Raw genomic sequence first — 22711 nt, forward strand, 5'->3', positions numbered from 1 at the left:
AACCGGGCGGCGTCCGGGGAGAGTTCGGCGGAATCTTGTCGGTGGGCGCGGTGCGGCAATCACTCCGCCGATCGGGCTTTGCCCTGGAATTTGCTTCCGCATGACCTTTTGACTACAGATCCGTAGTCATGATGATCCGCGTCTTGTTAGGTATGCCTACGCTTACGAGCATGGTCGGCGGCGGAGGCGGGCCAGGGAGAACCACATGTGGGACGACGCGTTTCCGAGCTTTCTGATCGGGCTGCGGGAGGGCCTGGAAGCCGGGCTCGTCGTCTCCGTCCTCGTCGCCACCCTCGTGCGGGCCGGCGCCCGTTCGCGCCTGCCGCAGGTGTGGACGGGAGTCCTCGCGGCGATCGCGCTCGCCATGAGCTTCGGCGCGGTCCTGACCTTCACCGCCGCGTCCCTGAGCGCGACCGCGCAGGAGAGCTTCGGGGGCACGCTGAGCGTGATCGCGGTCGCGTTCGTCACCGGCATGGTGTTCTGGATGCGCCGCTCGGCCCGCAGCCTGTCCGGCGAGATCAAGGAGCGGGTGACGGGCGCGCTCGGCATGGGCGCCGGCGTGCTGATCCTCACCTCCTTCCTGGCCGTGGGCCGGGAGGGCCTGGAGACCGCCCTGTTCCTGTGGACCACCGCCCAGGCGGCCGGCGAGACCGCGGGCCCGCTCACCGGAGCCGCCATCGGCCTGGTGCTGGCCACGGGCCTGTGCTGGGCCCTGTACCGCCGGGTCCTGAGGATCAACCTGTCGAGGTTCTTCACCGCCACCGGTGCCGTCCTCATCGTCATCGCGGCGGGCGTCCTCGGCTACGGCCTGCGCGACCTCCAGGAGGGCGGCCTGCTCCCCGGCAGAGCCGCCTACGCCTTCGACCTGAGCGGCAGCGTCGACGCCGGTTCCTGGTACAGCGCCCTGGTCCAGGGCGTGTTCAACCTGACGCCGGCCATGACCTGGCTGCAGGTCGTCGGGTACGGCGGCTATCTCGCCGTGGTCATGGCCCTGTTCGTCCGCGGCGCGCGCGTCACGGAGCCCGAGCCCGCCGCCGAGAAGCCCGCCCCCGCGCAGAACGCCCCCGCGGCCCCGCCCCGCCGCCGCCCGGTGTGGGTGATCCCCGTCGCCGTCGTCACCGTCCCGGCCGTGATCGCGGGCCTCGCCGTCGCCTTCGGCCGCCCCAAGCCGGCCTCCGCGCAGACGATCGCCGTCTCGGAGAAGGAGTGCGGCAAGGGATTCACCGCGCCCAGCACGGGCCGGCAGACCTTCCAGATGCACAACACCGGGAGCAAGACCTCCGAGGTGTACCTGATCGACCCGTCGACCAGTGCCGTCTACGGCGAGGTCGAGGGACTCGCCCCGGGCACCACCCGCGCCCTGGTCGCCACCGTCGTCGGCGGCACCTACGCCTGGCGCTGCGTACCCACCGGCGGCACCGCCGTCACCTCCAAGGCCGTCCGCGTCACGGGCGGCGGCAGCGCCAGGGCCGTCGTCCCGGTCTCCGAGCGGGACCTCGCCGCCCCGCTGAAGCGGTACAAGGCGTACGTCGACCACGGGTTGGCCACCCTCGTCGCTCAAGTCCGCGCCCTCGACGACGACATCAAGGGCGACCACCTCGCCAAGGCCCGGGCCGACTGGCTCACCGCGCACCTCACCTACTCCTCCCTCGGCGCCGCCTACGGCACGTTCGAGGACTTCGACAAGAAGATCAACGGCAGGGCGGACGGCCTTCCGGGCGGCGTGCACGACAAGGACTTCACGGGCTTCCACCGCCTCGAGTACGGCCTGTGGCACGGCGAGTCGGCCGCGGGTCTCAAGGCACCTGCCGCACAGCTCGTCGCCGCGGCCGCCGGACTCCAAAAGGCGTTCCCCACCCAGGACTTCGACCCCTCCGACCTTCCGCTGCGCGCCCACGAGATCCTGGAGAACACTCTCCAGTTCGAGCTCACCGGCGACACCGACGAGGGCAGCGGCACCAATCTCGCCACCGCGAACGCCAACCTGGCCGGCACCCGCGAGCTGCTCACCGTGCTCCGGCCGCTGCTGACCAGCCGCGCGCCGAAGCTGCTGCCGGCCGTCGACGCGGACATCGCCCGTCTGCGGAAGCTTCTCGACGCCGCACACCACGGCGGCTCCTGGACACCCGTGGACCGGCTCGACGCCACCGCGCGGGCCCGGGTCGACGGAGCCACGGGGCAGTTGCTGGAGGACCTCTCCCCCGTCCCGGACCTGCTGGAGATCCGGAAGTCCGCCTGATGACCGCCGAGCACCCCGTACCGACCGAAGGGAACCACCCCATGCCGTCCGCCGACACGCCCGCCCCGCAGGGCGGTTGCCCCGCCGGTCACGGCCGCCGCTCCTTCGTGCGGACGGCCCTCGGCGCCGGGGCGGCCGGAGCGGCCCTGGCCGGCGGTGGTCTCGCCCTCGCCGAGAGCGGCGGGGGTACGGCGCGGGCGGCCACGGGGACGGTGAACGCCGCCGCGGTCCCCTTCCACGGCGCCCACCAGGCCGGCATCGTCACGCCTGCGCCCGCCGCCGCCACCTTCGTGTCCTTCGACGTCGTCGCGGACGACCGCGCGGGCCTTTCCGAACTGCTCCGGACCATCACCTCCCGGGCCCGCTTCCTCACCTCCGGCGGCACCCCGGCCGACCTCGGCGTCGGCGCCCCGCCCTCCGACAACGGCATCCTCGGCCCGACCGTCCCCGCCGACGGCCTGACCGTCACGGTCGGCGTCGGCGCCTCCCTCTTCGACGACCGCTACGGCCTCGCCAGGGCGAAGCCGGTCCGGCTGACGCCGATGCGGACCTTCCCCAACGACAACCTCAAGGCCGCCGAGTGCCACGGCGACCTCTCGCTGCAGATCTGCGCGAACCGCCAGGACACCGTGCTGCACGCGCTGCGCGACATCGCCAAGCACACCCGCGGCGCCATGCAGATCAAGTGGCGCGTCGACGGCTTCCAGAACACCCCGCGCCCCACCGGCGCCCAGCGCAACCTGCTCGGCTTCAAGGACGGCATCGCCAACCCGGACGTCACCTCGGCCCGCGAGACGAACCGGCTCATCTGGGTCGGCGACGGCGACGGCGAACCCGCCTGGGCCGAGGGCGGCAGCTACCAGGTCATCCGCATCATCCGCATGCTGGTGGAGTTCTGGGACCGCGTCTCGCTGAGCGAGCAGGAGCTGATGTTCGGCCGCCGCAAGGACACCGGCGCCCCGCTGGACGGCGCCAAGGAAACCGACACGCCCAACTACGCCAAGGACCCGAAGGGCAACGCGATCCCGCTGGACGCGCACATCCGGCTGGCCAACCCGCGCACCGCGAAGACCGGCAACTCCCGCATCCTGCGCCGCGGTTACAACTACGACCGCGGCATCGACGACGTCGGCAACCTCGACATGGGCCTGGTCTTCTGCTGCTACCAGCAGGACGTCAGGCGCCAGTTCGAGGCCACCCAGACCCGCCTGATCGACGAACCCCTCGTCGACTACATCTCCCCCACCGGCGGCGGCTACTTCTACGCGCTGCCGGGCGTACGCGACGAGAAGGACTGGCTGGGCCGCGCGCTGCTGGCAGGCTGATCCCACCACGCGTCACAGGGAACGGAGTTCGACCGTGCAGCTGCGGATCCTCGGTACGGCCGCCGGTGGTGGCCTTCCCCAGTGGAACTGTGCGTGTCCCGGATGCGCGGGAGCACGGCGCGACCCGGCCCGGCGCAGGCTGCACGACGGGCTGGCCTTTCACGGGCCGGATCCGGCCTCTTCCTGGTTCCTCGCCAACGCCACGCCGGACATCGCCGAGCAGCTGGAAAGCCACCCGGGTCTGCGCCCCGAGGCCGGCCAGGACCGTACGCCCGTGGTGCGTGTCGTCCTCACCGACGCCGAACTCGACCACGTCCTCGGCCTGTTCCGGCTGCGGGAGGCGTCCCGCATCGAGGTCTGGGCGACGGAACCGGTACGCCGGGCGCTGCTCACCCGGCTGCACCTCGCGGACGTACTGGATCCCTACACCCGACTGGCCTGGCACGACCTGCCGTCGACCGGTCAGGCCCCGCCCGCCGACATCGCCGGCCTCCGGGTCGAAGCGGTACCCCTGTCGGCCAAGCGCCCTCGCTATGCCGCCGACGAACCGGCCCACCCCGCGTGGAGCGTGGCGCTGCGCGTGCACGATCCGAGCACCGGAGGCACCGCGCTGTACGCGCCCGCCCTCGCCACCTGGAGCGACGCCTTCGACAAGGAGACAGCCCGCGCCGACTGCCTGCTCCTCGACGGGACCTTCCTCGACGAGGACGAACCGCGCCGCACCGGCATCTCCGAGCGCACGGCCTCCGGCATGGGCCATCTGCCCGTCGAGGGCCCGCAGGGCACCGCCCGCCGCCTGCACCGGGCGGCGGCGGAGCACCGCTACTACACCCACCTCAACAACACCAACCCGCTGACCGACCCCGCCGATCCGGCGCACGAGCGGCTCGCTGGGCTGGGGTTGCGTGTGGCCGCCGAACGGATGCTGATCACCCTGTGACGGCCGCCCCCGTGTTCAGGAGGCGACGAGCACCCGCACGTCCCAGGCGCCGAGCTCCAGTTCCGCGCCCGCGCGGACCGCGCTGTCGTCCAGGACGTCGGTCAGTTCCACGGGCGCGGTGACGCCGGCCGGTGCCCAGCTCCAGTTGTGGACGACGTGGACGCGGCGCCCGTCGGGCGAGGTGCCGGTGGTGGCGGTGACCGTGTCCGGGAGGTCGTGCCAGCCGTGCCGCGGCGAGGGCACGAGCCATTCCGTCAGTCCGCGGGCGAGGGCCCGGTCCGGGACCGTGCCGACACAGGTGACGCGGCCCTCCCCGTGGCGGCGGGTGGTGACGGCCGGCCAGCGGCCGAAGTGCGGGTGCCGGTAGGCGGCGAGCACCTCGGCGTCGGCGACGGTCAGGCCGTCGGCCCACTGGGTCGCCGTGGCTTCCCGCGGGAGGCGCAGGGTGCTGCCGGGCACGGCGTGGACCGGGATGCCGCCGGCGAGATTGCTGAATTCGTCGTACGACACTCCGGCGGCCTCGGTGAGGCGGCCGGGCGCCGGTTCGAGACGGGCCCGGGCCTCGGGGTCGGCGTAGCCGGTGCGCGGTCCGATGACCAGGTGGCCGCCGGCGTGGGCGTAGGCGGCGAGCCAGTCGAGGGTGGAGTCGGCGGCGATGTAGAGCGCGGGGACGACGAGGACGGGGTGGCGGCGGGCGGCCTCGGCCGGTGTCGTGCCCGGGCGTTCGCCGAGCGGGTCGTGCAGTTGGCGGGCGTGCACGATCCGCACCTGGCGGCCGGACTCGAAGGCGCCTCGGTAGAAGGGGTCGAAGATGCGGTCGTAGGCGGCGGGATCGGGTTCGCCGTCGGCGGTCGCGAGCGGCGGGTGCTTCTCCATCAGCCACTTGCTGGGCGTCGAGTGGACCATCGTGATGTCGGCGTCGGGTTCGAGCCCGGCGACGAGGGAGCCCGCCTTGTCGAACTCGGCGCCCAGACGGGAGAGTTCGGCGTGGACGCGGCCCGGGCGGCCGCTGTGCGGGAGGACTCCGCCCCAGTAGGTCTCGGCGCCGAAGCGCAGGGTCTGCCACTGCCAGTACTCGATCATCCGCGCACCGCGCGCCACGTGGGCCCAGGCCGCCTGGCGCCACTGGCCGTCGTAGGCGGGCCTGTTGTCCCAGGCGAAGCCGATGGCGCCCGCGTTGGTCTCCGTGACCAGGAACGGCTCCTGGCGTGAGGAGAACATCCAGTCGGCGGTCCGGAACATCGACCACAGGCCGGTGGTCTTCCAGGTCTGCCGGTGGTCGTCGGGCGTGGGGTCCGGGAGCAGGAGACTGTCCTGCATGTCGTAGTACGGGTTGCCGGCGGCGATGTCGAGGCGGGCGGAGAGTTCGTCGTCCTGAACTCCTTGGCGGGTGTAGGAGATACAGGTGGTGACGAACTGCTCGGGGCGGGCGTACTCGCGGACGAGGTCGGCCTGCCAGCCGATGAAGTCGGTGACCTGGCGGGCCTGGAACTCCCGCCAGGCGGCGTCGTACTGGGGCTGGGCGTTGCCGTCCGGGGTCCACAGGTCGGACCAGTCGGAGAGCCGGTGGGACCAGTAGACCAGGCCCCATTCGCGGTTGAGGGTGTCGACGTCGCCGTACTTGGCGCGCAGGTGCTCGACGAAGCGCTGGAAGACGCCGTGGTTGTGGAGGAGGTGCAGGCCGGGTTCGTTGTCGACCTGCCAGCCGATGACCGCGGGGTGGCCGGCGTACCGGGCGGCGATCTTGCGGATGATGCGTTCGGCGTGGAAGCGGAAGGCGGGGTGGGTGAAGTCCACCTCCTGGCGGGCGCCCCAGCCTAGGCGCCGGCCGGTGGCGTGCTCGGCGGTGATCTCCGGGTACTGGCGGGCCAGCCACGGCGGTACGGCGTACGTCGGTGTGCCGAGGACGACGGAGATGCCGCGCTCGTGGGCGCCGTCGAGGACGGGCCGGAGCCAGTCCAGGTCGAAGCGGCCGTTGCCGGGTTCCCAGGTCGACCAGACCGACTCGCCCACCCGGATCACGGTGAAGTTCGCCTCGGCCATCAGGTCGAGGTCGGTCTTCAGCCGTTCGTCGGGCCGCAGCCGGGGGTCGTACTCGGGGGTGTACTCGTAGTAGTACGCGGCGCCGAACAGGACGCGGTCGGGCAGGACGGCCATGAACCAACCTCCGGTGGCATAAGGGGAGTTGCTCGGCCTCGGCGAACAGCGGGTCAGGTGTCGGAGAGGGGCGTGGCTAGCGGGCCGGCGGCGGGGCCGTGGAGGCGCGTACGACGAGGTCGACCGGTGGGTCGCCGGCCGGCACCGGTTCCGCGTCCGGCTTCTCGATGGCCTGCACGAGCAGCCGCAGGCCCTCCCGCGCCATCGCGTCGAACTGCTGGCGCACCGTGGTCAGCGGGGGCGTGACATAGGCGGCGACGGGGATGTCGTCGAAGCCGACGACACTCACGTCCTCCGGCACCCGCAGCCCGGCGTCCGTCAGCGCGCGGATCAGGCCGATGGCCATGTCGTCGTTGGCGGCGAACACCGCGGTGGCCTCGCCGTCGGCGGCGAGTTCCCGGCCCGCCGCGTAACCGGACGCCGCGGACCAGTCGCCCTCGATGACGGGCGGCTGCCTCCGGTCGCGGTCCGCCAGTGCCGCACGCCAGCCGGTCAGCCGGTCCCGGGCCGCGAACCACCGTTGCGGACCGGCGAGATGATGGACCGTCACATGCCCCAGCTCCAGCAGGTGTTCGGTGGCGGCCCGGGCCTGCGCCTCGGCGGCGACACCGGCGGCCACCACCCGGGAGGCACCGAACTCCGCGGGCGCGCCGAGGACCAGGACCGGCACGTCCACGCCGAGCGCGACCGGGCCCTCGTCGATCGGTTCGGAGACCACGATGCCGTCGACGCCCTGGTCGAGGAGCGACTCGACGGCCCCCGCGATGCCTGCGGGTTCGCCCTCCAGGGTGTTGACCACGCGCAGCGCGTAGCCCGCGTCCCGGGTGGCCCGCTCGATGCCGACGAGCAGCGAGGCGGGTCCGTACAGGGCGGTGCCGAGGGTGACGACGCCGATGGCGCGGGTGCGTCCGGAGGCGAGGGCGCGGGCCGCGCTGTTCAGGCGGTAGCCGAGTTCCTCGGCGGCCCCGAGCACGCGCCGGCGGACGTCCTCCGACACGTACCGCTCGCCATTGAAGACCCGGGAGACGGTCTTCTGCGAGACGCCGGCCAGCCGGGCCACGTCCACGGCGCGCGGCGCGACCGCGCCACCACCCTGCACTCCGGCTCGCGTCATCTCCGGCCTCCCGGGGTGCCCGGCTCACTTGTGACTGCGCTGTCATGTCTGCGCAGTCACATGTCTACGCAGTCACACGAGGGGTGTCAAGGATTCGCGCCACGTTCCCGTGGCGCCTCGGCCCGCTGATCCGGCGAGGGTCCGACCACGTGACGGGGTATGCCCTTCGAATGGGATACACCGGGCGGGACGAGTGGGACGCGCACTACGCGAGCGACAGGAGCTTCAGCGGGCTCCGGGACAGCGAGCGGGGGCTGCTCGCCGCGCACCTCCCGGCGCCCGACGGCGGAGTCGCCCTTGACGTCGGCTGTGGGCTGGGCGAGCTCGCTCGCCATCTCGCAGCGAGCGGCTACCGCGTGGACGCCGTCGACTTCGCGCCGGCAGCCCTCGCGCACGCGGAGCCGGACCCGTCCGTGACGTACACGCTGTTCGACATCGAGCGGGACGATCTCGCCGAACTGCCCCATCCTGCCTACGACTTGGTCACGGTCCGGCTGGCCTGGGCCTTCGTCCGCGACCGTACCCGGGTGCTGAACCGGCTGCGCGAGCGGCTGCGGCCCGGCGGCGCCCTGTGTGTCATCACCCCCGTCGCCGAGGGCGTGCCGGAGGGCAAGCGGGACATCGCCCTCGACGAGACCGAGCTGGCTGTGCTGTGCGCGGGATGGGCGGAGGTCGAGCGGTACGACGCCGACGGGCTCGCCTTCGTCATCCTGCGCGAGCCCGTCCCGGCCGGGGTCGAGTGCGCCGGCAAGGGCCGGCCCTCGCCGCACGCGCTGACCGGTGCGGGCGTCGTCGTCTCCGATCCGGCCGGGCGGATCCTGCTGGGCTGGTCGGCGCACGGGGTCTGGGAGCTGCCGGGCGGCAAGAACGACGCGGGCGAGGACTTCGTCGACGCGGCCGTGCGCGAACTGGAGGAGGAGACGGGGCTGAAAGCCGGCCGCGGCGAGGCGCGGCTGCTGGCTCTGCTCCTGGATTCCGTGCGGGGCATGCCGCGGCTCACCGCCGCCGTCCACGTCACCTCGTACAGCGGGGAGCCGGTTGTCGCCGAGCCGCATCTGGTTCGCCGCTGGGAGTGGCACGAGGTCGCCGACCTGCCGCTTCTCGCCCAGCCGCTCTTCACTCCGAGCGCCCATGTCGTCGATGTCGTGCACCCCGGCGTGCTGAGCGGCCTGCCGCCGGTCCACCGGTATCCGATCGCCTGACCACCAAGCCGGGCCTCCCTGAGCCCTGAACGGTTGAATCACACTCCCGAAAATACCCCCCTGGGTATCTGTTACCGTGAAGGAGCAGACACCCCCGGGGGTAATTTTCCGAAGGAGATCAGCCGTGTTCTTTGTCGAGGTGCTGGAGACCCAGGGGCTGGGCAATCGCAGCTACCTGGCGGGCGGTGACCGGAGTGCCGTGGTGGTGGATCCGCCGCGGGACGTCGACCGGGTGCTCGCCGCGGCGGCCCGGCGCGGGGTGCGGATCGTGGCCGTCGCCGAGACGCATGTGCACAACGACTACGTCACCGGCGGCCTGGAGCTGGCCCGGCTGACCGGGGCGCGCTACCTGGTGCCGGCCGGCGCCGAGGTGGCGTACGCGCGGGTCGCGGTGGCCGACGGGGACGTGGAGCCGGTCGAGGAAGAACTGGCGCTGCGGGCGGTGGCAACGCCAGGGCACACCCCGCACCACACCTCGTACGTGCTGGAGGAGGCGGGGCGGGCGGTGGCCGCGTTCACGGGTGGTTCCCTGCTGATCGGCGGCGTGGGGCGGCCCGACCTCGTCGAGCCGCGGCTGACCGAGCGGCTGGCCCGCGCCCAGCACGCCTCCGCGCACCGGCTCGCGGCGGAGCTGGACGACGAGGTGACCGTGCTGCCGACGCACGGCTTCGGCAGCTTCTGCTCCTCGGCCCGGGCGGGCGGCGCGCAGAGCACGATGGGCGACGAGAAGACCTCGAACCCGGTGCTGTTGCAGGACGTCGACACGTTCGTCAAGGAGCTGCTGGCCGGGCTCGACGACGTGCCCGCCTACTACGCGCACATGGGGCCGGCCAACTCGGCCGGTCCGGCGCCGGTGGACCTGACCCCGCCGCGGCGCGCGGACGCCGGCGAACTCGCGCGGCGGCTCGCGGCCGGTGAGTGGGTGGTGGACCTGCGCGGCCGGGTGGCCTTCGCGGACGGGCATCTGGCCGGTGCGTTCAACTTCGAGCTCGACGGGCAGCTCGCGACCTACCTCGCCTGGATGATCCCGTGGGGCAGGCCGGTGACGCTGCTCGCGGAGAGCGCCGGGCAAGTCGCGCGGGCTCAGCGGGAGTTGGCGCGGGTGGGCATCGACCGGCCGGCCGCGGCGGCCGTGGGGTCGCCGGAGGAGTGGGTCGCCGGTGACGCTCGTCCCGTGGCTCTGCGGCGTGCCGTCTTCGCCGATCTGGCCGAGGCCCGGCGCCGGGGGCAGGGCCCGGTCGTGGTCGATGTGCGCCGGGACAGTGAGCGTGCGGACGGCTGTATCGAGGGCAGTGTGCACATTCCGGTGCACCAGATCCACCGGCGGCTGGACGAGGTGCCGCCGGGCCCGGTGTGGGTGCACTGCGCGGGCGGGATGCGGGCGGCCATCGCCGCGTCGGTGCTCGATGCCGCCGGGCGCGAGGTGGTCGCCGTCGACGACGGCTACGCCGCCGCGGCCGAGGCCGGCCTCGCCCTCGTCTCCCCCGCCCACGCCCACTGACCGCGCCACAGCGCCGGTTCGGACCCTACGACGGTCAGGGCGGCCGGCGCGGACCCGAGGAAGACCCCCCATGCACTTCTCCCGACGCGGCCCCGACCGCATCACCGTGACCCGGGCCCACCGCCTGCTCCGGGACGGCACGGCCGTACTGATCGACGTCCGAGAGGCGGACGAGTTCCGGGCGGGTCACGCGCCCGGCGCACTGCACGTGCCGCTGTCCCGGCTGGCGGACAGTACGGCGGCCGTCCCCGGCCTCCCCCGGGATCATGGTCCGGCCGCTCCCCGTCTCGTCCTCATCTGCCGTTCCGGCAACCGCTCGCGGCAGGCGGCCGAGTTGCCGGCGACGCGGGGGATCGCCGCCGTGGACGTGGTCGGCGGGATGCGGGGCTGGGTTGCCGAAGGACTTCCCGTCCAGGACGCGGACGGGGCCGACGGGGCCGTCATATGACCGTGTTCGTCCTGGCCCTCCTCGCGGGCGCCCTGGTCGGGGTGGCGCTGGGGGCCCTCGGGGCCGGTGGCAGCATCCTGACCGTCCCGGCGCTCGTGTACCTGCTGGGCTTCAGCGCGGCCGAGGCCACCACCGCGAGCCTGGTCATAGTGATCGTCACTTCGCTCACCGCACTGGTGGCGCATGCCCGGACGGGTGCGGTGCGCTGGCGGGCCGGGCTGCTGTTCGCGGCGGCCGGGCTGGTACCGGCGGCCGTGGCCGGTGCGCTCTCCGCGCACATCCCCGGGACGGTGCTGACCCTGGCCTTCGCGGCGCTCGCGGTGACGGCCGCCGGGAACATGCTGCGCCGCCGTGCGCCGTACCGCGGCGGGCGGGTGTCGGGGGTCCGGGCCGTCGGTGCGGGCGCCGGGCTGGGCGCGGTCACCGGGTTCCTCGGGGTCGGCGGTGGCTTTCTCGCCGTACCGGCGCTGGTGACGGTGCTGGCCGTGCCGATGGGCGCGGCGGTGGGCACGAGCCTGCTGGTCATCGTGGCCAACGCGCTCGTCGCGCTCGCGGCCCGCGCCCACACCGCCGTACAGCTGGACTGGGCGCCGGTCATGCCGTTCCTCGCCACCGCCGTCCTGGGGGCGTGGGACGGACGGCGGCTGGCCGCGAAGGTCTCGGCGGCCGTGTTGCAGCGCGTGTTCGGCTGCGTGCTGCTGGCCGTCGCGCTGGCGATGGCCGTGTCGGTAGCGCTGTGAACCGGGCGCCCTCGGTGCTCAGGCCAGCGACAGGAAGAGCTTCTCCAGGCGGGCCCGCATCTGCGCGGAGTCCCGCACCTCCGGGTCCTCGCTGGTCATGCACTGCTCCAGGCCGGTCGCGATGATCGAGAACCCGGCCCGGTCCAGGGCCCGGGACACTGCCGCGAGCTGAGTGATCACGTCCTCGCAGTCACGGCCCTCCTCGATCATCCGGATGACACCCGCGAGCTGGCCCTGGGCCCGCCGCAGCCGGTTGAGCGCCGACTTGAGCTCCTCGGCCGACATGTCGAGTTGCACGCTTCCTCCTCGTATATACCCCCACGGGTATCCTACCCGCTCGGGGAACACCCCAGAGAAAGGTTCTCTTCCGTGCCCACCCCCCTCTCCCCCGCCTCCCTCTCCCCCGGGCAGGCCGCCGCCCGGTACGACGAGTTCACCGTGGTCGACGTGCGCACTCCCGGCGAGTACGCCGGCGGCCATCTCCCCGGCGCCCACAACATCCCGCTGGACCGTCTCGCCGAGGCCGCGGACGCCCTCGCGGCGGTCGCCGCGCGCGGCAGTCTGCTGATCGTCTGCGCCTCCGGGGCACGCTCCGCCAAGGGCTGCGACCAGCTCGCGGCGCTCGGCACAGCGGCGACGACCCTGGAGGGCGGCACCGGCGCCTGGACGGCGGCCGGGCACCCGGTCGAGCGGTCCACCGGCGGGCGTACCCCCTGGCCCATGGACCGCCAAGTCCGGCTCGCCGCCGGGGCGTTGGTCGTCGCCGGCTTCGTGGCGGGCCTGGCCTGGGCGCCGGCCCACTGGCTGTCGGGGCTGGTCGGCGCGGGCCTGGTCTTCTCCGGCGTCACCAACACCTGTGGCATGGCCGCCCTGTTGGCCAGGCTGCCGTACAACCGGCCGCCCGAGGACGCGATTCCGTTCGAGGAGACGCTACTGCGACTGACGGCCTGACCGCCGAGCCGGTCCGTCAACCCCCGTACTCCTCGCTGCCCCGTTCCCCATGACCTGCTACGACCGCTCAGCCGATCTCGACGAGCAGGTCGCCGCCCTCCACCTGCTGGATGCGGTTGATGGCCAGCCGGCCGACGCGGCCCGCCTTGGGCGCGGTGATCGCGGCCTCCATCTTCATCGCCTCGATGGTCGCCACGGTCGCCCCGGTGTCCACCTCGTCGCCCTCGGCGACCGCGAGCGTCACCACTCCGGCGAACGGCGCCGCGACATGGCCCGGGTTGGACCGGTCGGCCTTCTCCGTCGCCGGGATGTCCGAGGCGGCGGCCGTGTCGCGGACCTGGATCGGCCGGAGCTGGCCGTTCAGGGTGGACATCACCGTGCGCATACCGCGCTCGTCGGCCTCGCCGACGGCCTCCAGGCCGATCAGCAGCCGGACGCCGGGCTCCAGGTCGATCGCGTACTCCTTCCCCGGGCGCAGCCCGTAGAAGAAGTCCTTGCTGTCGAGGACGCTGGTGTCGCCGTAGGCCTGGCGGTGCGTCTCGAACTCGCGTGTCGGGCCGGGGAACAGCAGGCGGTTGAGGGTCGCGCGGGGCTCCTTCGCCAGGCCCGCGCGGTCCTCCGGGGTCAGCTCCTGCACGGGGCGGGGTTCGGCGCGGCCCTCCAGTGCCTTGCTGCGGAAGGGCTCCGGCCAGCCGCCGGGCGGGGTGCCCAGCTCGCCGCGGAGGAAGCCGATGACGGAGTCGGGGATGTCGTACCGGTTCGGGGCCGCCTCGAAGTCCTCCGGTGCCACGCCCGCGCCCACCAGGTGCAGGGCGAGGTCGCCGACCACCTTGGAGGACGGGGTGACCTTGACCAGCCGGCCCAGCATCCGGTCGGCGGCGGCGTACAGGTCCTCGATCTCCTCGAAGCGGTCGCCGAGGCCGAGCGCGACGGCCTGGCTGCGCAGGTTGGAGAGCTGGCCGCCGGGGATCTCGTGGTGGTAGACGCGCCCGGTCGGGGAGGCGAGGCCCGCCTCGAAGGGGGCGTAGATGCGGCGGACGCTCTCCCAGTACGGCTCCAGGTCGCCGACCGCCTGAAGGTCGAGGCCGGTCGGCCGCTCCGAGTGGTCGGTCGCCGCGACGATGGCGGACAGGGACGGCTGGGACGTCGTACCGGCCATGGAGGCCACCGCGCCGTCCACCGCGTCCGCGCCCGCCTGGATCGCGGCGAGGTAGGTGGCGAGCTGGCCGCCCGCCGTGTCGTGCGTGTGCAGGTGCACCGGCAGGTCGAACTCGCGGCGCAGCGCGGACACGAGCTTGGCGGCGGCGGGCGCCCGCAGCAGGCCCGCCATGTCCTTGACGGCCAGGACGTGCGCGCCCGCCTCGACGATCTGCTCGGCCAGCCGCAGGTAGTAGTCGAGGGTGTACAGGCGCTCGTTCGGGTCGGACAGGTCCGAGGTGTAGCAGAGGGCGACCTCGGCGATCGCGGTGCCCGTCTCGCGTACGGCGTCGATGGCGGGGCGCATCTGGCCGACGTCGTTGAGGGCGTCGAAGATGCGGAAGATGTCGATGCCGGTGGCGGCGGCCTCCTGCACGAAGGCGTCGGTCACCTCGGTCGGGTACGGGGTGTAGCCGACGGTGTTGCGGCCGCGCAGCAGCATCTGGAGACAGATGTTGGGGACGGCCTCGCGCAGGGCGGCCAGCCGCTCCCAGGGGTCCTCGGCGAGGAAGCGGAGCGCCACGTCGTACGTCGCGCCGCCCCAGCACTCCAGGGAGAGCAGCTCGGGCAGGGTGCGGGCGACGACGGGCGCGACCGCGAGGAGGTCCTTCGTACGGACCCGGGTGGCGAGCAGGGACTGGTGGGCGTCGCGGAAGGTGGTGTCCGTGATGCCGAGGGTGGGCGACTCGCGCAGCGCGCGGGCGAAGCCCTCGGGGCCGAGCTCGACGAGCCGCTGGCGGGAACCGGCGGGCGGCTCGCCGGCCGGCAGCGGGGGCAGCTTGGTGGTCGACTCGATCAGGTGCGGGCGCTCGCCGTGCGGCTTGTTCACCGTCACGTCGGCGAGGTAGGTGAGCAGCTTGGTGCCGCGGTCGGCCGAGGAGCGGGCCGTCAGCAGGTGCGGGCGCTCCTCGATGAACGAGGTGGTGACACGGCCCGCCTGGAAGTCCGGGTCGTCCAACACCGCTTGCAGGAAGGGGATGTTGGTGGCCACACCGCGGATCCGGAACTCGGCGACGGCACGCCGGGCCCGCTTGACCGCGGTCGCGAAGTCCCGGCCCCGGCAGGTGAGTTTGACCAGCATCGAGTCGAAGTGCGCGCTGATCTCCGTACCGGCGTGGGTGGTTCCGCCGTCGAGCCGGATGCCGGAGCCGCCGGGCGAGCGATAGGCGCTGATGCGGCCGGTGTCGGGGCGGAAGCCGTTGGCGGGGTCCTCGGTGGTGATACGGCACTGGAGGGCCGCGCCGTGCAGCTGCACCGTCTCCTGCGAGAGCCCGAGGTCGGCGAGGGTCTCGCCGGAGGCGATGCGCAGCTGGGCCTGGACGAGGTCGACGTCGGTTACTTCCTCGGTGACGGTGTGCTCGACCTGGATGCGCGGGTTCATCTCGATGAAGACGTGGTTGCCGTCCCGGTCGAGGAGGAACTCGACGGTGCCGGCGTTGCGGTAGCCGATCTCGCGGGCGAAGCGGACGGCGTCGGCGCAGATGCGGTCCCGCAGCTCCGGGGCGAGATTGGGCGCGGGGGCCAGCTCGATGACCTTCTGGTGGCGGCGCTGGAGGGAACAGTCGCGCTCGAAGAGGTGGATGACGTTGCCGTCGCCGTCGGCGAGGATCTGCACCTCGATGTGGCGCGGGTCGACGACGGCCTTCTCCAGGAAAACGGTCGGGTCGCCGAACGCGGAGGCCGCCTCGCGGGACGCGGCCTCGATCGACTCGCGGAGCTGCGCCCGGTCCTCGACGCGGCGCATACCGCGCCCGCCGCCGCCCGCGACCGCCTTCACGAACACCGGGAAGCCGATCTCCTCGGCGGCGGCGACGAGTTCGTCGACGTCGTTGGAGGGCGCGGAGGAGCCCAGCACCGGCACGCCGGCCGCGCGGGCGGCGGCCACGGCGCGGGCCTTGTTGCCGGTCAGCTCCAGGGTGTGGGCGCTCGGCCCGACGAAGGTGATGCCGGCTTCCTCGCAGGCCTTGGCCAGCTCGGGGTTCTCCGACAGGAAGCCGTAGCCCGGGTAGACGGCGTCGGCGCCGGCCTGGCGGGCGGCACGGACGATCTCCTCGACGGAGAGGTAGGCCCGCACCGGATGGCCGGGCTGGCCGATCTCGTACGCCTCGTCCGCTTTGAGCCGGTGCAGCGAGTTGCGGTCCTCGTGCGGGAAGACGGCGACTGTCCTCGCGCCCAGCTCATAGCCGGCGCGAAACGCCCTGATCGCGATCTCACCACGGTTGGCGACCAGCACCTTGCGGAACATCGCCGCTCCCTTCAGCCTGCCGACGGACGTCCACCATGGTGTCGGTGACGTGCCGGTCTGGCCATGTGAGCCGGGCCACTCAAGGGGTGATTTCCTTGGCCGCTCTGTTGATCGCCTCCCTGATCCGGGCGTACGTGCCGCAGCGGCAGACGTTCTCGATGGCGTCGATGTCGTCGTCGGTGGGGTGCGGGGTCTTCTTGAGCAGGGCAGCGGCGGCCATGATCTGCCCCGGCTGGCAGAAGCCGCACTGGGAGACGTCGCAGTCGATCCAGGCCTGCTGGACGGGGTGCAGTCCGTCGCCGTCGGCGAGCCCCTCGATGGTGGTGACCTCGCGGTCCGCGCAGTCCTTGACCTTCACGACGCAGGGCTGGATCTCCGCCCCGTCGAGATGGCTGGTGCAGGCACGGCAGACGCCGACCCCGCAGCCGTACTTGGGGCCGGTGACGTGCAGCAGATCGCGCAGCACCCACAGCAGCGGCATGTCGGCCGGGGCCTCGACGGTGACGCTCTTGCCGTTGAGGGTGAAGGAGTAGCTGGGCATGGAGTCCTTCTGGGAGGTCGGTCAGAAGTTCAGCGGGAAGCGGCGCGGCTTGAGGCCGGTGGCGCGGGCGTAGGCGTTGGCGACCGCTCCGGACGCGGCGGGGACACCGAGTTCGCCGGCCCCGCCGGGGTCACCCTTGGACGGCATGATGTGCGCCTCGAAGTGCAGCGGTGCGTTGCGCTGCCGGGCCCACTGGAAGTCCTTGTAGCTGCCCTCGCGCACGGCACCCCGGTCGATGTGCAGCCCGGCCGTCAGCACCGTGGAGATCCCGTCGGTCGCCGCGCCCATCAGCTGGGCCTCCAGGCCGCGCGGGTTGACGACCGTGCCGACGTCGGCCGCCATCACCACCTTGGTCACCCGCGGCTTCTTCGGATCGGACCCGTCGATCTCGACCAGACAGGCCACGCAGGACCCGTACTCCTCGTGCACGGCGACACCCTGCCCGTGTCCCGCGGGCAGCGGCGCGCCCCAGCTCCCGGCCGCGGCGACCTTGTCGAGCACGGCCCTGACCGCCTTGCTCCGCAGGGTCGTACGGCGGAAGGCGACCGGATCGACGCCCAGGGCCCCGGCGATCTCGTCGACCATGATCTCCTCGGCGGTCCGCACGGTCCCGGAGTCCACCGACCGCCAGGCGCCGAGCGGCATCGCCAGGTCGACGCCGCCCGAATCGCCGGACAGCCGGCCGAAGTTGTAGAGGCCTGAGTCGCTCGGCAGCGGCGCGGCGAGGGGCCGGGCGGAGGCCGCGCGGGCCGGTCGTACATAGACCGCCTGGTTCGCGGCGCCCTGCTTCCCGTACGACTCGTTCACCGAGGCCGTCGCATGCGTGAAGGCAACCACGCGGCCGTCCGCGTGACTGGCGCGGATGCGGTGATGGCTGGCGGGGCGCATCCTGCCGTGCCGCATGTCGTCGTTGCGGCTCCACATCAGCTTGACCGGCTGTTTCGCCGCCTTGGAGATGAGGGCCGCCTCGATCGCCGCGTCGAAGTTGAGCCGGCGCCCGAACGAGCCGCCGCCGCGCATCACATGGACCTTGACCTGGGACGCCCGCAGTCCCACCGCCGAGGCGATGCCGTCCCGGGCGTCCATCGGGGTCTGCGAGGAGAACCAGAGCTCGGCCCGGTCGGCACGCACGTCCGCGACCGCGGTGAGCACCTCCATCGGGGCATGGCTGACGAAGGCGAACTCGAACTCGCCCTCCACCTGCTTCGATCCGTGCGGAGCGGGGCCCGGGCGCGGGACCGCGGCCCGCAGCCGGGAGCGGATGGCGGCGTCGGAGAGGGCGGCCAGCGGCCCTGGCGCCCACTTGACCTTCAGCGCGTCCCGGGCCTGGAAGGCGTGGTGGAAGGTGTCGGCGACCACGGCGACCCCGCCGGGCACCTTCACGACGGCGCGCACCCCGTCCATCGCGCGGGCCGCCCGGTCGTCGACCGAGACGAGCTTCCCGCCGAGCGTCGGCGGCCGTGCCACCACGGTCGGCCCGGCGCCGGCCACGTCGAGGTCCCCGGCGTACCGGGCCTTTCCGGTGACGATGTCGCGGGCGTCGATCCGCCCGGTCGGCCTGCCGATCACCTTGTGCCTGGCGGCCGGTTTCGGCTTGGCGGACACGGAGGTACGGCGGATCCCGGCGGCGCTCCTGGTGAGCGAGCCGTAGGTGGCCGTGCGGCCGTCGGGCGCGATCACCGTCGTCTCGCTGGTGCGTAGGCTCCATGCGGGCACGTGCCAGCGCCGGGCGGCCGCGGTCACCAGCCGGGCCCGGGCGGTGGCGGCGAGCTGCCGGGCCGGGCCGTACAGGGAGCTGACCGAGTTGGAGCCGCCGGTGGACTGGTTGCCCTTGGTACGGGCGTCCGCGAGGGGGATGTCGACGTCGGCGAGGCGGGCGTCCAGTTCCTCGGCGATCATCATGGCGACGGCGGTCGTGATGCCCTGGCCCAGTTCGACCCGCGGCAGCCGGACGACGATCCGGTTGGCCTCGGTGACCTCCAGGACGAGCATCTCGTCGTCGGTGCCGGTCACCAGTACGTCGGCGGCGGCACGGGCGGGCTCGGTGCCCTCGGCCGTGTCGCTGTCGCAGCCGAGCGGCGCGGCGACCGTGAGGGTGGCGGCGGCCAGGGAGTAGACCATGAAACGGCGCCGCGACACCCCGGACCCCAGGGCTCCGGATCCCGACACCCCGGACCCCGGCGCTCCGGTTTCCGCGGCCGGTCCCGCGCCGCCGGTGGTGTCGATGCCGACTGACTCGTTGCCGTCCAACAAACACTCCTCGGGTGGGTCGCCCAGTGCGTCAACCGATATGAGTGCGTGCGCGTCCTGTGGGTTCCCTGAGGACCGACGGAACCCGGACCGGTTCAGGCCGGTCCCGGACGGGTTGCACTCATCTGCCCCTTGTCGTCCGTAGGCTCTGGGTGCGCAGTGGAGCCGTGCGGTAGAACTCCCGTCCCCCCCAACCTACGGAGAACCATGGCCGACGCCAGCCCCGAGGCCCGTGCCGTCACCCTGTTGGGCCGCCCCAAGCTGTGGCTGATGCCCACCGTCCTGACCGGACTCCTCGCCCTGTTGCTGGCCCTGCTCTACATGGGCGGCATCGTCAACCCGCAGGGCGCCCTGCACCATCTGCCCATCGCCCTGGTCAACGCCGACACCGGCAAGCCGCCCGCGGGGCAGCAGCAGAACGCGGGCACGCAGATCGCCGCGGCCATCACCTCGGACAAGTCGAACGACAAGGCCCGGTGGCGCACCCTCACCCGGGCCGAGGCCCAGGACCAGCTCGACTCCGGCAAGGTCTACGGCGCCTTGGTCATCCCGCCCGACTTCACCGCGTCCCTCACCGCGCTCACCACGGCCGACGCCACCGCCCGGCCGACGATGACCGTGCTCACCAACCCCGGCAAGGGCAGCCTCGGTTCCTCCCTCGCCGGCCAGATCACCACGGCAGCGGCGCACCAGGCCTCGCAGACCATCGGCAAGCAGCTGACCGCCGCCGCGGGAGCAAAGGCCAACTCCACCACCAAGCTGCTGCTCGCCGATCCGGTGAACGTCGTCACCCAGGTGGGCCACCCGCTCGGCAGCCACAGCGGCCTCGGCCTGAGCGCCTTCTACTACACACTGCTGCTCGTGCTGGCCGGCTTCATGGGCGGGAACGTCATCAGCAACGGCGTCGACACCGCACTCGGTTACGCCGACAACGAGATCGGCCCCTGGCACACCCGCCGGCCCACCGTGCCGATCACCCGCACCCAGACCCTGCTGCTGAAGATGGCCATGACCGCGGGCATCACGCTCGTCAGCGTCTCCCTGATCATGCTGGCCACCATCACCTTCCTGGGCATGGACGCCACTCACATCCCGCTGCTGTGGATCTACTCCTACTGCGCGGCCCTCGCCGTCGGTCTGGGCGTGCAGGCCATCAACGCGGCCTTCGGCGGGATCGGCCAGCTGGTCTCCATGTTCGTGTTCATCGTCCTGGGCCTGCCGTCCTCCGGCGCCACGGTCCCCCTCCAGGCGGTCCCCGGCTTCTACCGCTTCCTCTCCCACTTCGAGCCCATGCGCCAGCTCAGCGACGGCGTGCGCGCCATCCTCTACTTCGACGCACGCGGCGACGCGGGCCTGTACCGCTCCTGGCTGATGATCGCGATCGGCGCGGCCCTGGGCCTCCTCTTCGGCTTCGCGATGACGCGCTACTACGACCGCAAGGGCCACAAGCGCCTGACCCCGCAGCCCGCCTGAGCGTCACGCCCTGCCGTCCGGCCCCAGCAGCCGCTCGATCTCTGCGGGGTCCGGCAGCGGGCCGTGATCGCCCGTCACCCGGAGCGCCGAGGCGGCGGTGACATGTCCGAGCCGCAGGGCGCGCGGCATGCTCTCGCCGCGCAGCAGCCCGGCCAGGAACCCGGCGGCGAAGGCGTCGCCCGCCCCGACGGGCTCCACGACCTCGACGGGCAGGGCGGGCACGGTGCGGACACTCCGGCCGACGAAGGCGTGCGCGGCCCGCCCGCCGTCCTTGACGACCAGCACCCGCGGACCCGCCAACAGCCGCCGCACATCGGCGGGTTGGAGCCCGGCACCCCAGAGCCCCTGCGCCTCGTCGAGCCCGACGAGAACGAGGTCGGCCCGGTCGGCCAGGTCGCGCAGCACGGTGGCGGCCGTGCCGTCCGGCCACAGCGCGGGACGGTGGTTGACGTCGAAGGCGATGGCGTACGGCCGCTCGTCCGCCGGCGTGGCGAGCGCCCGCTCCACCAGTTCCCGGCAGGTCGGGGAGAGCGCCGGGGTGATCCCGCTGAGGTGCACGAGCGCGGCCGACCGCACCCGCTTGTCGTCCAGCAGCTCGGGGCCCAGCGCCGAGGCGGCGGAACCGGAGCGGTAGTAGTGCACCCGGGTGCGCTCGCGGCCCGGGTCCTTCACCAGCAGCCCGGTGGGCCGTACGGGATCGGTCCGTACGCCGCCGACGTCGACGCCGGCCGCCGCCACGGCCGCGAGCACGTGTCGGCCGAGGGCGTCGTCGCCGAGGGCCGAGAGCCAGGAGACGGGGCGGCCGAGGTCGGCGAGGTACATGGCCACGTTCGACTCGGCGCCGGCCACGGCGAGGCGCAGGTCGGTGGCGGTTTCGAGGGGGCCGGGCGGGGTGGGGGCCAGGGCGGCCATGGTCTCCCCGATGCAGACGACGGGGCCGTCGGCGGGACGCCAGTCGTCGTTCACGCCGTCTCCCGGACGACGGCGAGAAACGCCCGAGCGCGCTCGCGCAGCGCGGCGACGCTCCCACCGTCCGCCGCGTCGCCGATCAGCGGCGAGCCCACACCGACCGCGACGGCCCCTGCCGCCAGGTACGCACGGGCCGCGGCCTCGTCCACGCCTCCCACCGGCACGAACGGCTCTCTCGGGAAGGGACCGCGCAGCGCCTTGAGATAGCCGGGCCCTCCCGCCTGCGCCGCCGGGAAGATCTTCAGCGCGTCGGCCCCCAGGGACCGAGCGGCGACGATCTCCGTGGGGGTCATCACCCCGGCCAGCACCGGCATCCCCAACTCCCGTGCCGCGCCCACGCCTTCGCCGAGGGCGGGCGTCACCGCGAAGTCCGCCCCGGCCCGGTGCGCCGCCCGCGCGTCCTGCGCGGTGAGGACCGTGCCGGCGCCGAGGGGCCGTTCGGGGCCGAGGGCCTGCCGGGCGCGTTCGATGACGGTGAGCGCGTCCTTGCCGGTGAGCGAGACCTCGATCAGCTCGACGCCCTCCGCCGCCAGGGTCAGCACGGTGCTCAGCGCGGCTTCGGGGTCGTCGCCGCGGACGATGGCGACGAGACGGTGGGCGGTCAGGGCCGCTCGCAGATCCATGAGAACAGGGGCTCCACTTCCGGGTGTTTCAGGGGCAGTTGCAGTCCTGGGTGACGATGAGCCGCCAGCGGACCTCGCCGGACCGCGGTACGCGGGCCGCGTCGCCGGGGCCCGCCTCGGCGAGGCCGAAGACGCGGCCGAGCATGGGCTCGACGCCCGTACTGCGGTAGGGATGTGTGTCGGGGAAGCCGCCGAGGTTGCGCCACAGCGCGATCGACAGCGGCTGTCCGTCTGCTTGCAGGGCGAACGCCAGCCGGTGGGAGCCGTCGTGCACACAGCAGCGGTCCGCGTCGACGACGGCTCCGACCGCGGTGCCGTCGTCCGGTCCGAAGCGGTCGAGGCGTGACCCGCGGGGTGCGGGCCAACTCCCCTCCACCCAGGGGCCGTTGTCCGGGTACAGGCGGGTGGCCGCCCCCTCGGGCAGATGGACGGTCGCCCGCTGCGAGAGGTCGAGCAGGGCATGCGCGGCCCAGACGAAGCGGAAACCCGGGTCGGCCGTCAGGACGTAGTCGACCTCGGCGCCGTAGCGAATGGTGCGGGTCAGCGAGAAGCGCTCGCACCGGACGCTCTCCCGCCCGTCGCCCTCCCGCACCCAGGGCCGGGACCACGCGTCCCCGTGGTCGGGCGTGCCGCGGACCGTCGGCACGCACTCCTCAAGGCCGCCCGCGTCGACGAAGGCGTCCCCCGGCGACACGCTCTCCCGCCCGACCCCGTCCCGCCGCCACAGCCACTCGCGCCCGCCGGTCCGCAGCGAGGTCCAACGCCCGCCGTGGGCAGGGTCGGTGACGATCTCCAC

General features: G+C 73.2%; 18 protein-coding genes. 9 read left to right on the forward strand and 9 right to left on the reverse strand.

Translation table 11 applies throughout. The features are described 5' to 3' along the window. Positions 1 to 205 precede the first annotated feature (205 nt). The 3 genes from efeU to pqqB are packed head-to-tail and all read left to right on the forward strand — an operon-like array spanning position 206 to position 4504. The gene (efeU, locus tag MQP27_RS45835) at positions 206 to 2239 is read left to right on the forward strand and encodes an iron uptake transporter permease EfeU (protein ID WP_242777029.1); all 2034 of its coding nucleotides are present in this window, start codon (positions 206 to 208) and stop codon (positions 2237 to 2239) included. Positions 2240 to 2280: 41 nt separating this feature from the next. Further along, positions 2281 to 3564, forward strand: coding sequence for an iron uptake transporter deferrochelatase/peroxidase subunit (efeB, locus tag MQP27_RS45840; protein ID WP_242777288.1), 1284 nt, complete (start codon positions 2281 to 2283; stop codon positions 3562 to 3564). 34 nt (positions 3565 to 3598) lie between these two features. After that, the gene (pqqB, locus tag MQP27_RS45845) at positions 3599 to 4504 is read left to right on the forward strand and encodes a pyrroloquinoline quinone biosynthesis protein PqqB (RefSeq protein WP_242777031.1); all 906 of its coding nucleotides are present in this window, start codon (positions 3599 to 3601) and stop codon (positions 4502 to 4504) included. Positions 4505 to 4519: 15 nt separating this feature from the next. On the opposite strand, the gene MQP27_RS45850 is transcribed toward pqqB, so the two are convergent. Both MQP27_RS45850 and MQP27_RS45855 read right to left on the reverse strand, forming a co-directional pair. Then, complete coding sequence (locus tag MQP27_RS45850) at positions 4520 to 6661, reverse strand: beta-galactosidase (RefSeq protein WP_242777033.1); 2142 nt, start codon at positions 6659 to 6661, stop codon at positions 4520 to 4522. Between the two features lie 76 nt (positions 6662 to 6737). Beyond that, the gene (locus MQP27_RS45855) at positions 6738 to 7775 is read right to left on the reverse strand and encodes a LacI family DNA-binding transcriptional regulator (protein ID WP_242777035.1); all 1038 of its coding nucleotides are present in this window, start codon (positions 7773 to 7775) and stop codon (positions 6738 to 6740) included. Positions 7776 to 7945: 170 nt separating this feature from the next. On the opposite strand from MQP27_RS45855, the gene MQP27_RS45860 reads away from it, so the two are divergent. The 4 genes from MQP27_RS45860 to MQP27_RS45875 all read left to right on the forward strand — a co-directional run bounded on the left by MQP27_RS45860 (position 7946) and on the right by MQP27_RS45875 (position 11666). Then, a complete protein-coding gene (locus MQP27_RS45860; RefSeq protein ID WP_242777037.1) occupies positions 7946 to 8977 on the forward strand; it encodes a bifunctional class I SAM-dependent methyltransferase/NUDIX hydrolase in 1032 nt (343 codons plus the stop codon). A 124-nt stretch (positions 8978 to 9101) separates the two neighbouring features. Beyond that, complete coding sequence (locus MQP27_RS45865) at positions 9102 to 10478, forward strand: MBL fold metallo-hydrolase (protein WP_242777039.1); 1377 nt, start codon at positions 9102 to 9104, stop codon at positions 10476 to 10478. Positions 10479 to 10548: 70 nt separating this feature from the next. After that, the gene (locus MQP27_RS45870; RefSeq protein ID WP_242777041.1) at positions 10549 to 10926 is read left to right on the forward strand and encodes a rhodanese-like domain-containing protein; all 378 of its coding nucleotides are present in this window, start codon (positions 10549 to 10551) and stop codon (positions 10924 to 10926) included. Beyond that, a complete protein-coding gene (locus MQP27_RS45875; protein WP_242777043.1) occupies positions 10923 to 11666 on the forward strand; it encodes a sulfite exporter TauE/SafE family protein in 744 nt (247 codons plus the stop codon). Before MQP27_RS45870 ends, MQP27_RS45875 begins: the two co-directional genes overlap by 4 nt. An 18-nt stretch (positions 11667 to 11684) precedes the next feature. On the opposite strand, the gene MQP27_RS45880 is transcribed toward MQP27_RS45875, so the two are convergent. Then, on the reverse strand, positions 11685 to 11963 hold the full coding sequence (locus tag MQP27_RS45880; protein WP_242777045.1) for a metal-sensitive transcriptional regulator: 279 nt from the start codon (positions 11961 to 11963) through the stop codon (positions 11685 to 11687). A 72-nt stretch (positions 11964 to 12035) separates the two neighbouring features. Here MQP27_RS45880 and MQP27_RS45885 point away from each other — a divergent pair, with 72 nt between their 5' ends. Continuing rightward, on the forward strand, positions 12036 to 12617 hold the full coding sequence (locus tag MQP27_RS45885) for a rhodanese-like domain-containing protein (protein ID WP_242777047.1): 582 nt from the start codon (positions 12036 to 12038) through the stop codon (positions 12615 to 12617). A 67-nt stretch (positions 12618 to 12684) separates the two neighbouring features. Here MQP27_RS45885 and MQP27_RS45890 read toward each other — a convergent pair whose 3' ends face one another. The 3 genes from MQP27_RS45890 to MQP27_RS45900 all read right to left on the reverse strand — a co-directional run bounded on the left by MQP27_RS45890 (position 12685) and on the right by MQP27_RS45900 (position 18721). Beyond that, positions 12685 to 16059: a pyruvate carboxylase gene (locus tag MQP27_RS45890; protein WP_242777049.1), complete on the reverse strand. Its 3375-nt coding sequence runs from the start codon at positions 16057 to 16059 to the stop codon at positions 12685 to 12687. Between the two features lie 79 nt (positions 16060 to 16138). Continuing rightward, positions 16139 to 16600, reverse strand: coding sequence for a (2Fe-2S)-binding protein (locus MQP27_RS45895; protein ID WP_242777051.1), 462 nt, complete (start codon positions 16598 to 16600; stop codon positions 16139 to 16141). Positions 16601 to 16621: 21 nt separating this feature from the next. Next, entirely contained in the window at positions 16622 to 18721 is a 2100-nt protein-coding gene (locus tag MQP27_RS45900) for a xanthine dehydrogenase family protein molybdopterin-binding subunit (protein ID WP_242777290.1), read from the reverse strand. 336 nt (positions 18722 to 19057) lie between these two features. On the opposite strand from MQP27_RS45900, the gene MQP27_RS45905 reads away from it, so the two are divergent. Further along, positions 19058 to 20323 carry a YhgE/Pip domain-containing protein gene (locus tag MQP27_RS45905; RefSeq protein ID WP_242777052.1) on the forward strand — a complete coding sequence of 422 codons (1266 nt, stop codon included), beginning with the start codon at positions 19058 to 19060 and terminating at the stop codon, positions 20321 to 20323. A 3-nt stretch (positions 20324 to 20326) separates the two neighbouring features. On the opposite strand, the gene MQP27_RS45910 is transcribed toward MQP27_RS45905, so the two are convergent. From MQP27_RS45910 to MQP27_RS45920, 3 genes are read right to left on the reverse strand one after another with little or no spacing between them, the layout of a single operon-like run. Beyond that, positions 20327 to 21289, reverse strand: a complete 963-nt coding sequence (locus MQP27_RS45910) for a sugar kinase (protein ID WP_308290090.1) — start codon at positions 21287 to 21289, stop codon at positions 20327 to 20329. Next, the gene (locus MQP27_RS45915; RefSeq protein ID WP_242777054.1) at positions 21286 to 21915 is read right to left on the reverse strand and encodes a bifunctional 4-hydroxy-2-oxoglutarate aldolase/2-dehydro-3-deoxy-phosphogluconate aldolase; all 630 of its coding nucleotides are present in this window, start codon (positions 21913 to 21915) and stop codon (positions 21286 to 21288) included. Before MQP27_RS45915 ends, MQP27_RS45910 begins: the two co-directional genes overlap by 4 nt. A gap of 28 nt (positions 21916 to 21943) precedes the next feature. Beyond that, positions 21944 to 22711: a hypothetical protein gene (locus tag MQP27_RS45920; protein ID WP_372511456.1), complete on the reverse strand. Its 768-nt coding sequence runs from the start codon at positions 22709 to 22711 to the stop codon at positions 21944 to 21946.

The sequence above is a fragment of the Streptomyces cylindrosporus genome, assembly GCF_022698165.1.
Taxonomy (GTDB): domain Bacteria; phylum Actinomycetota; class Actinomycetes; order Streptomycetales; family Streptomycetaceae; genus Streptomyces; species Streptomyces cylindrosporus.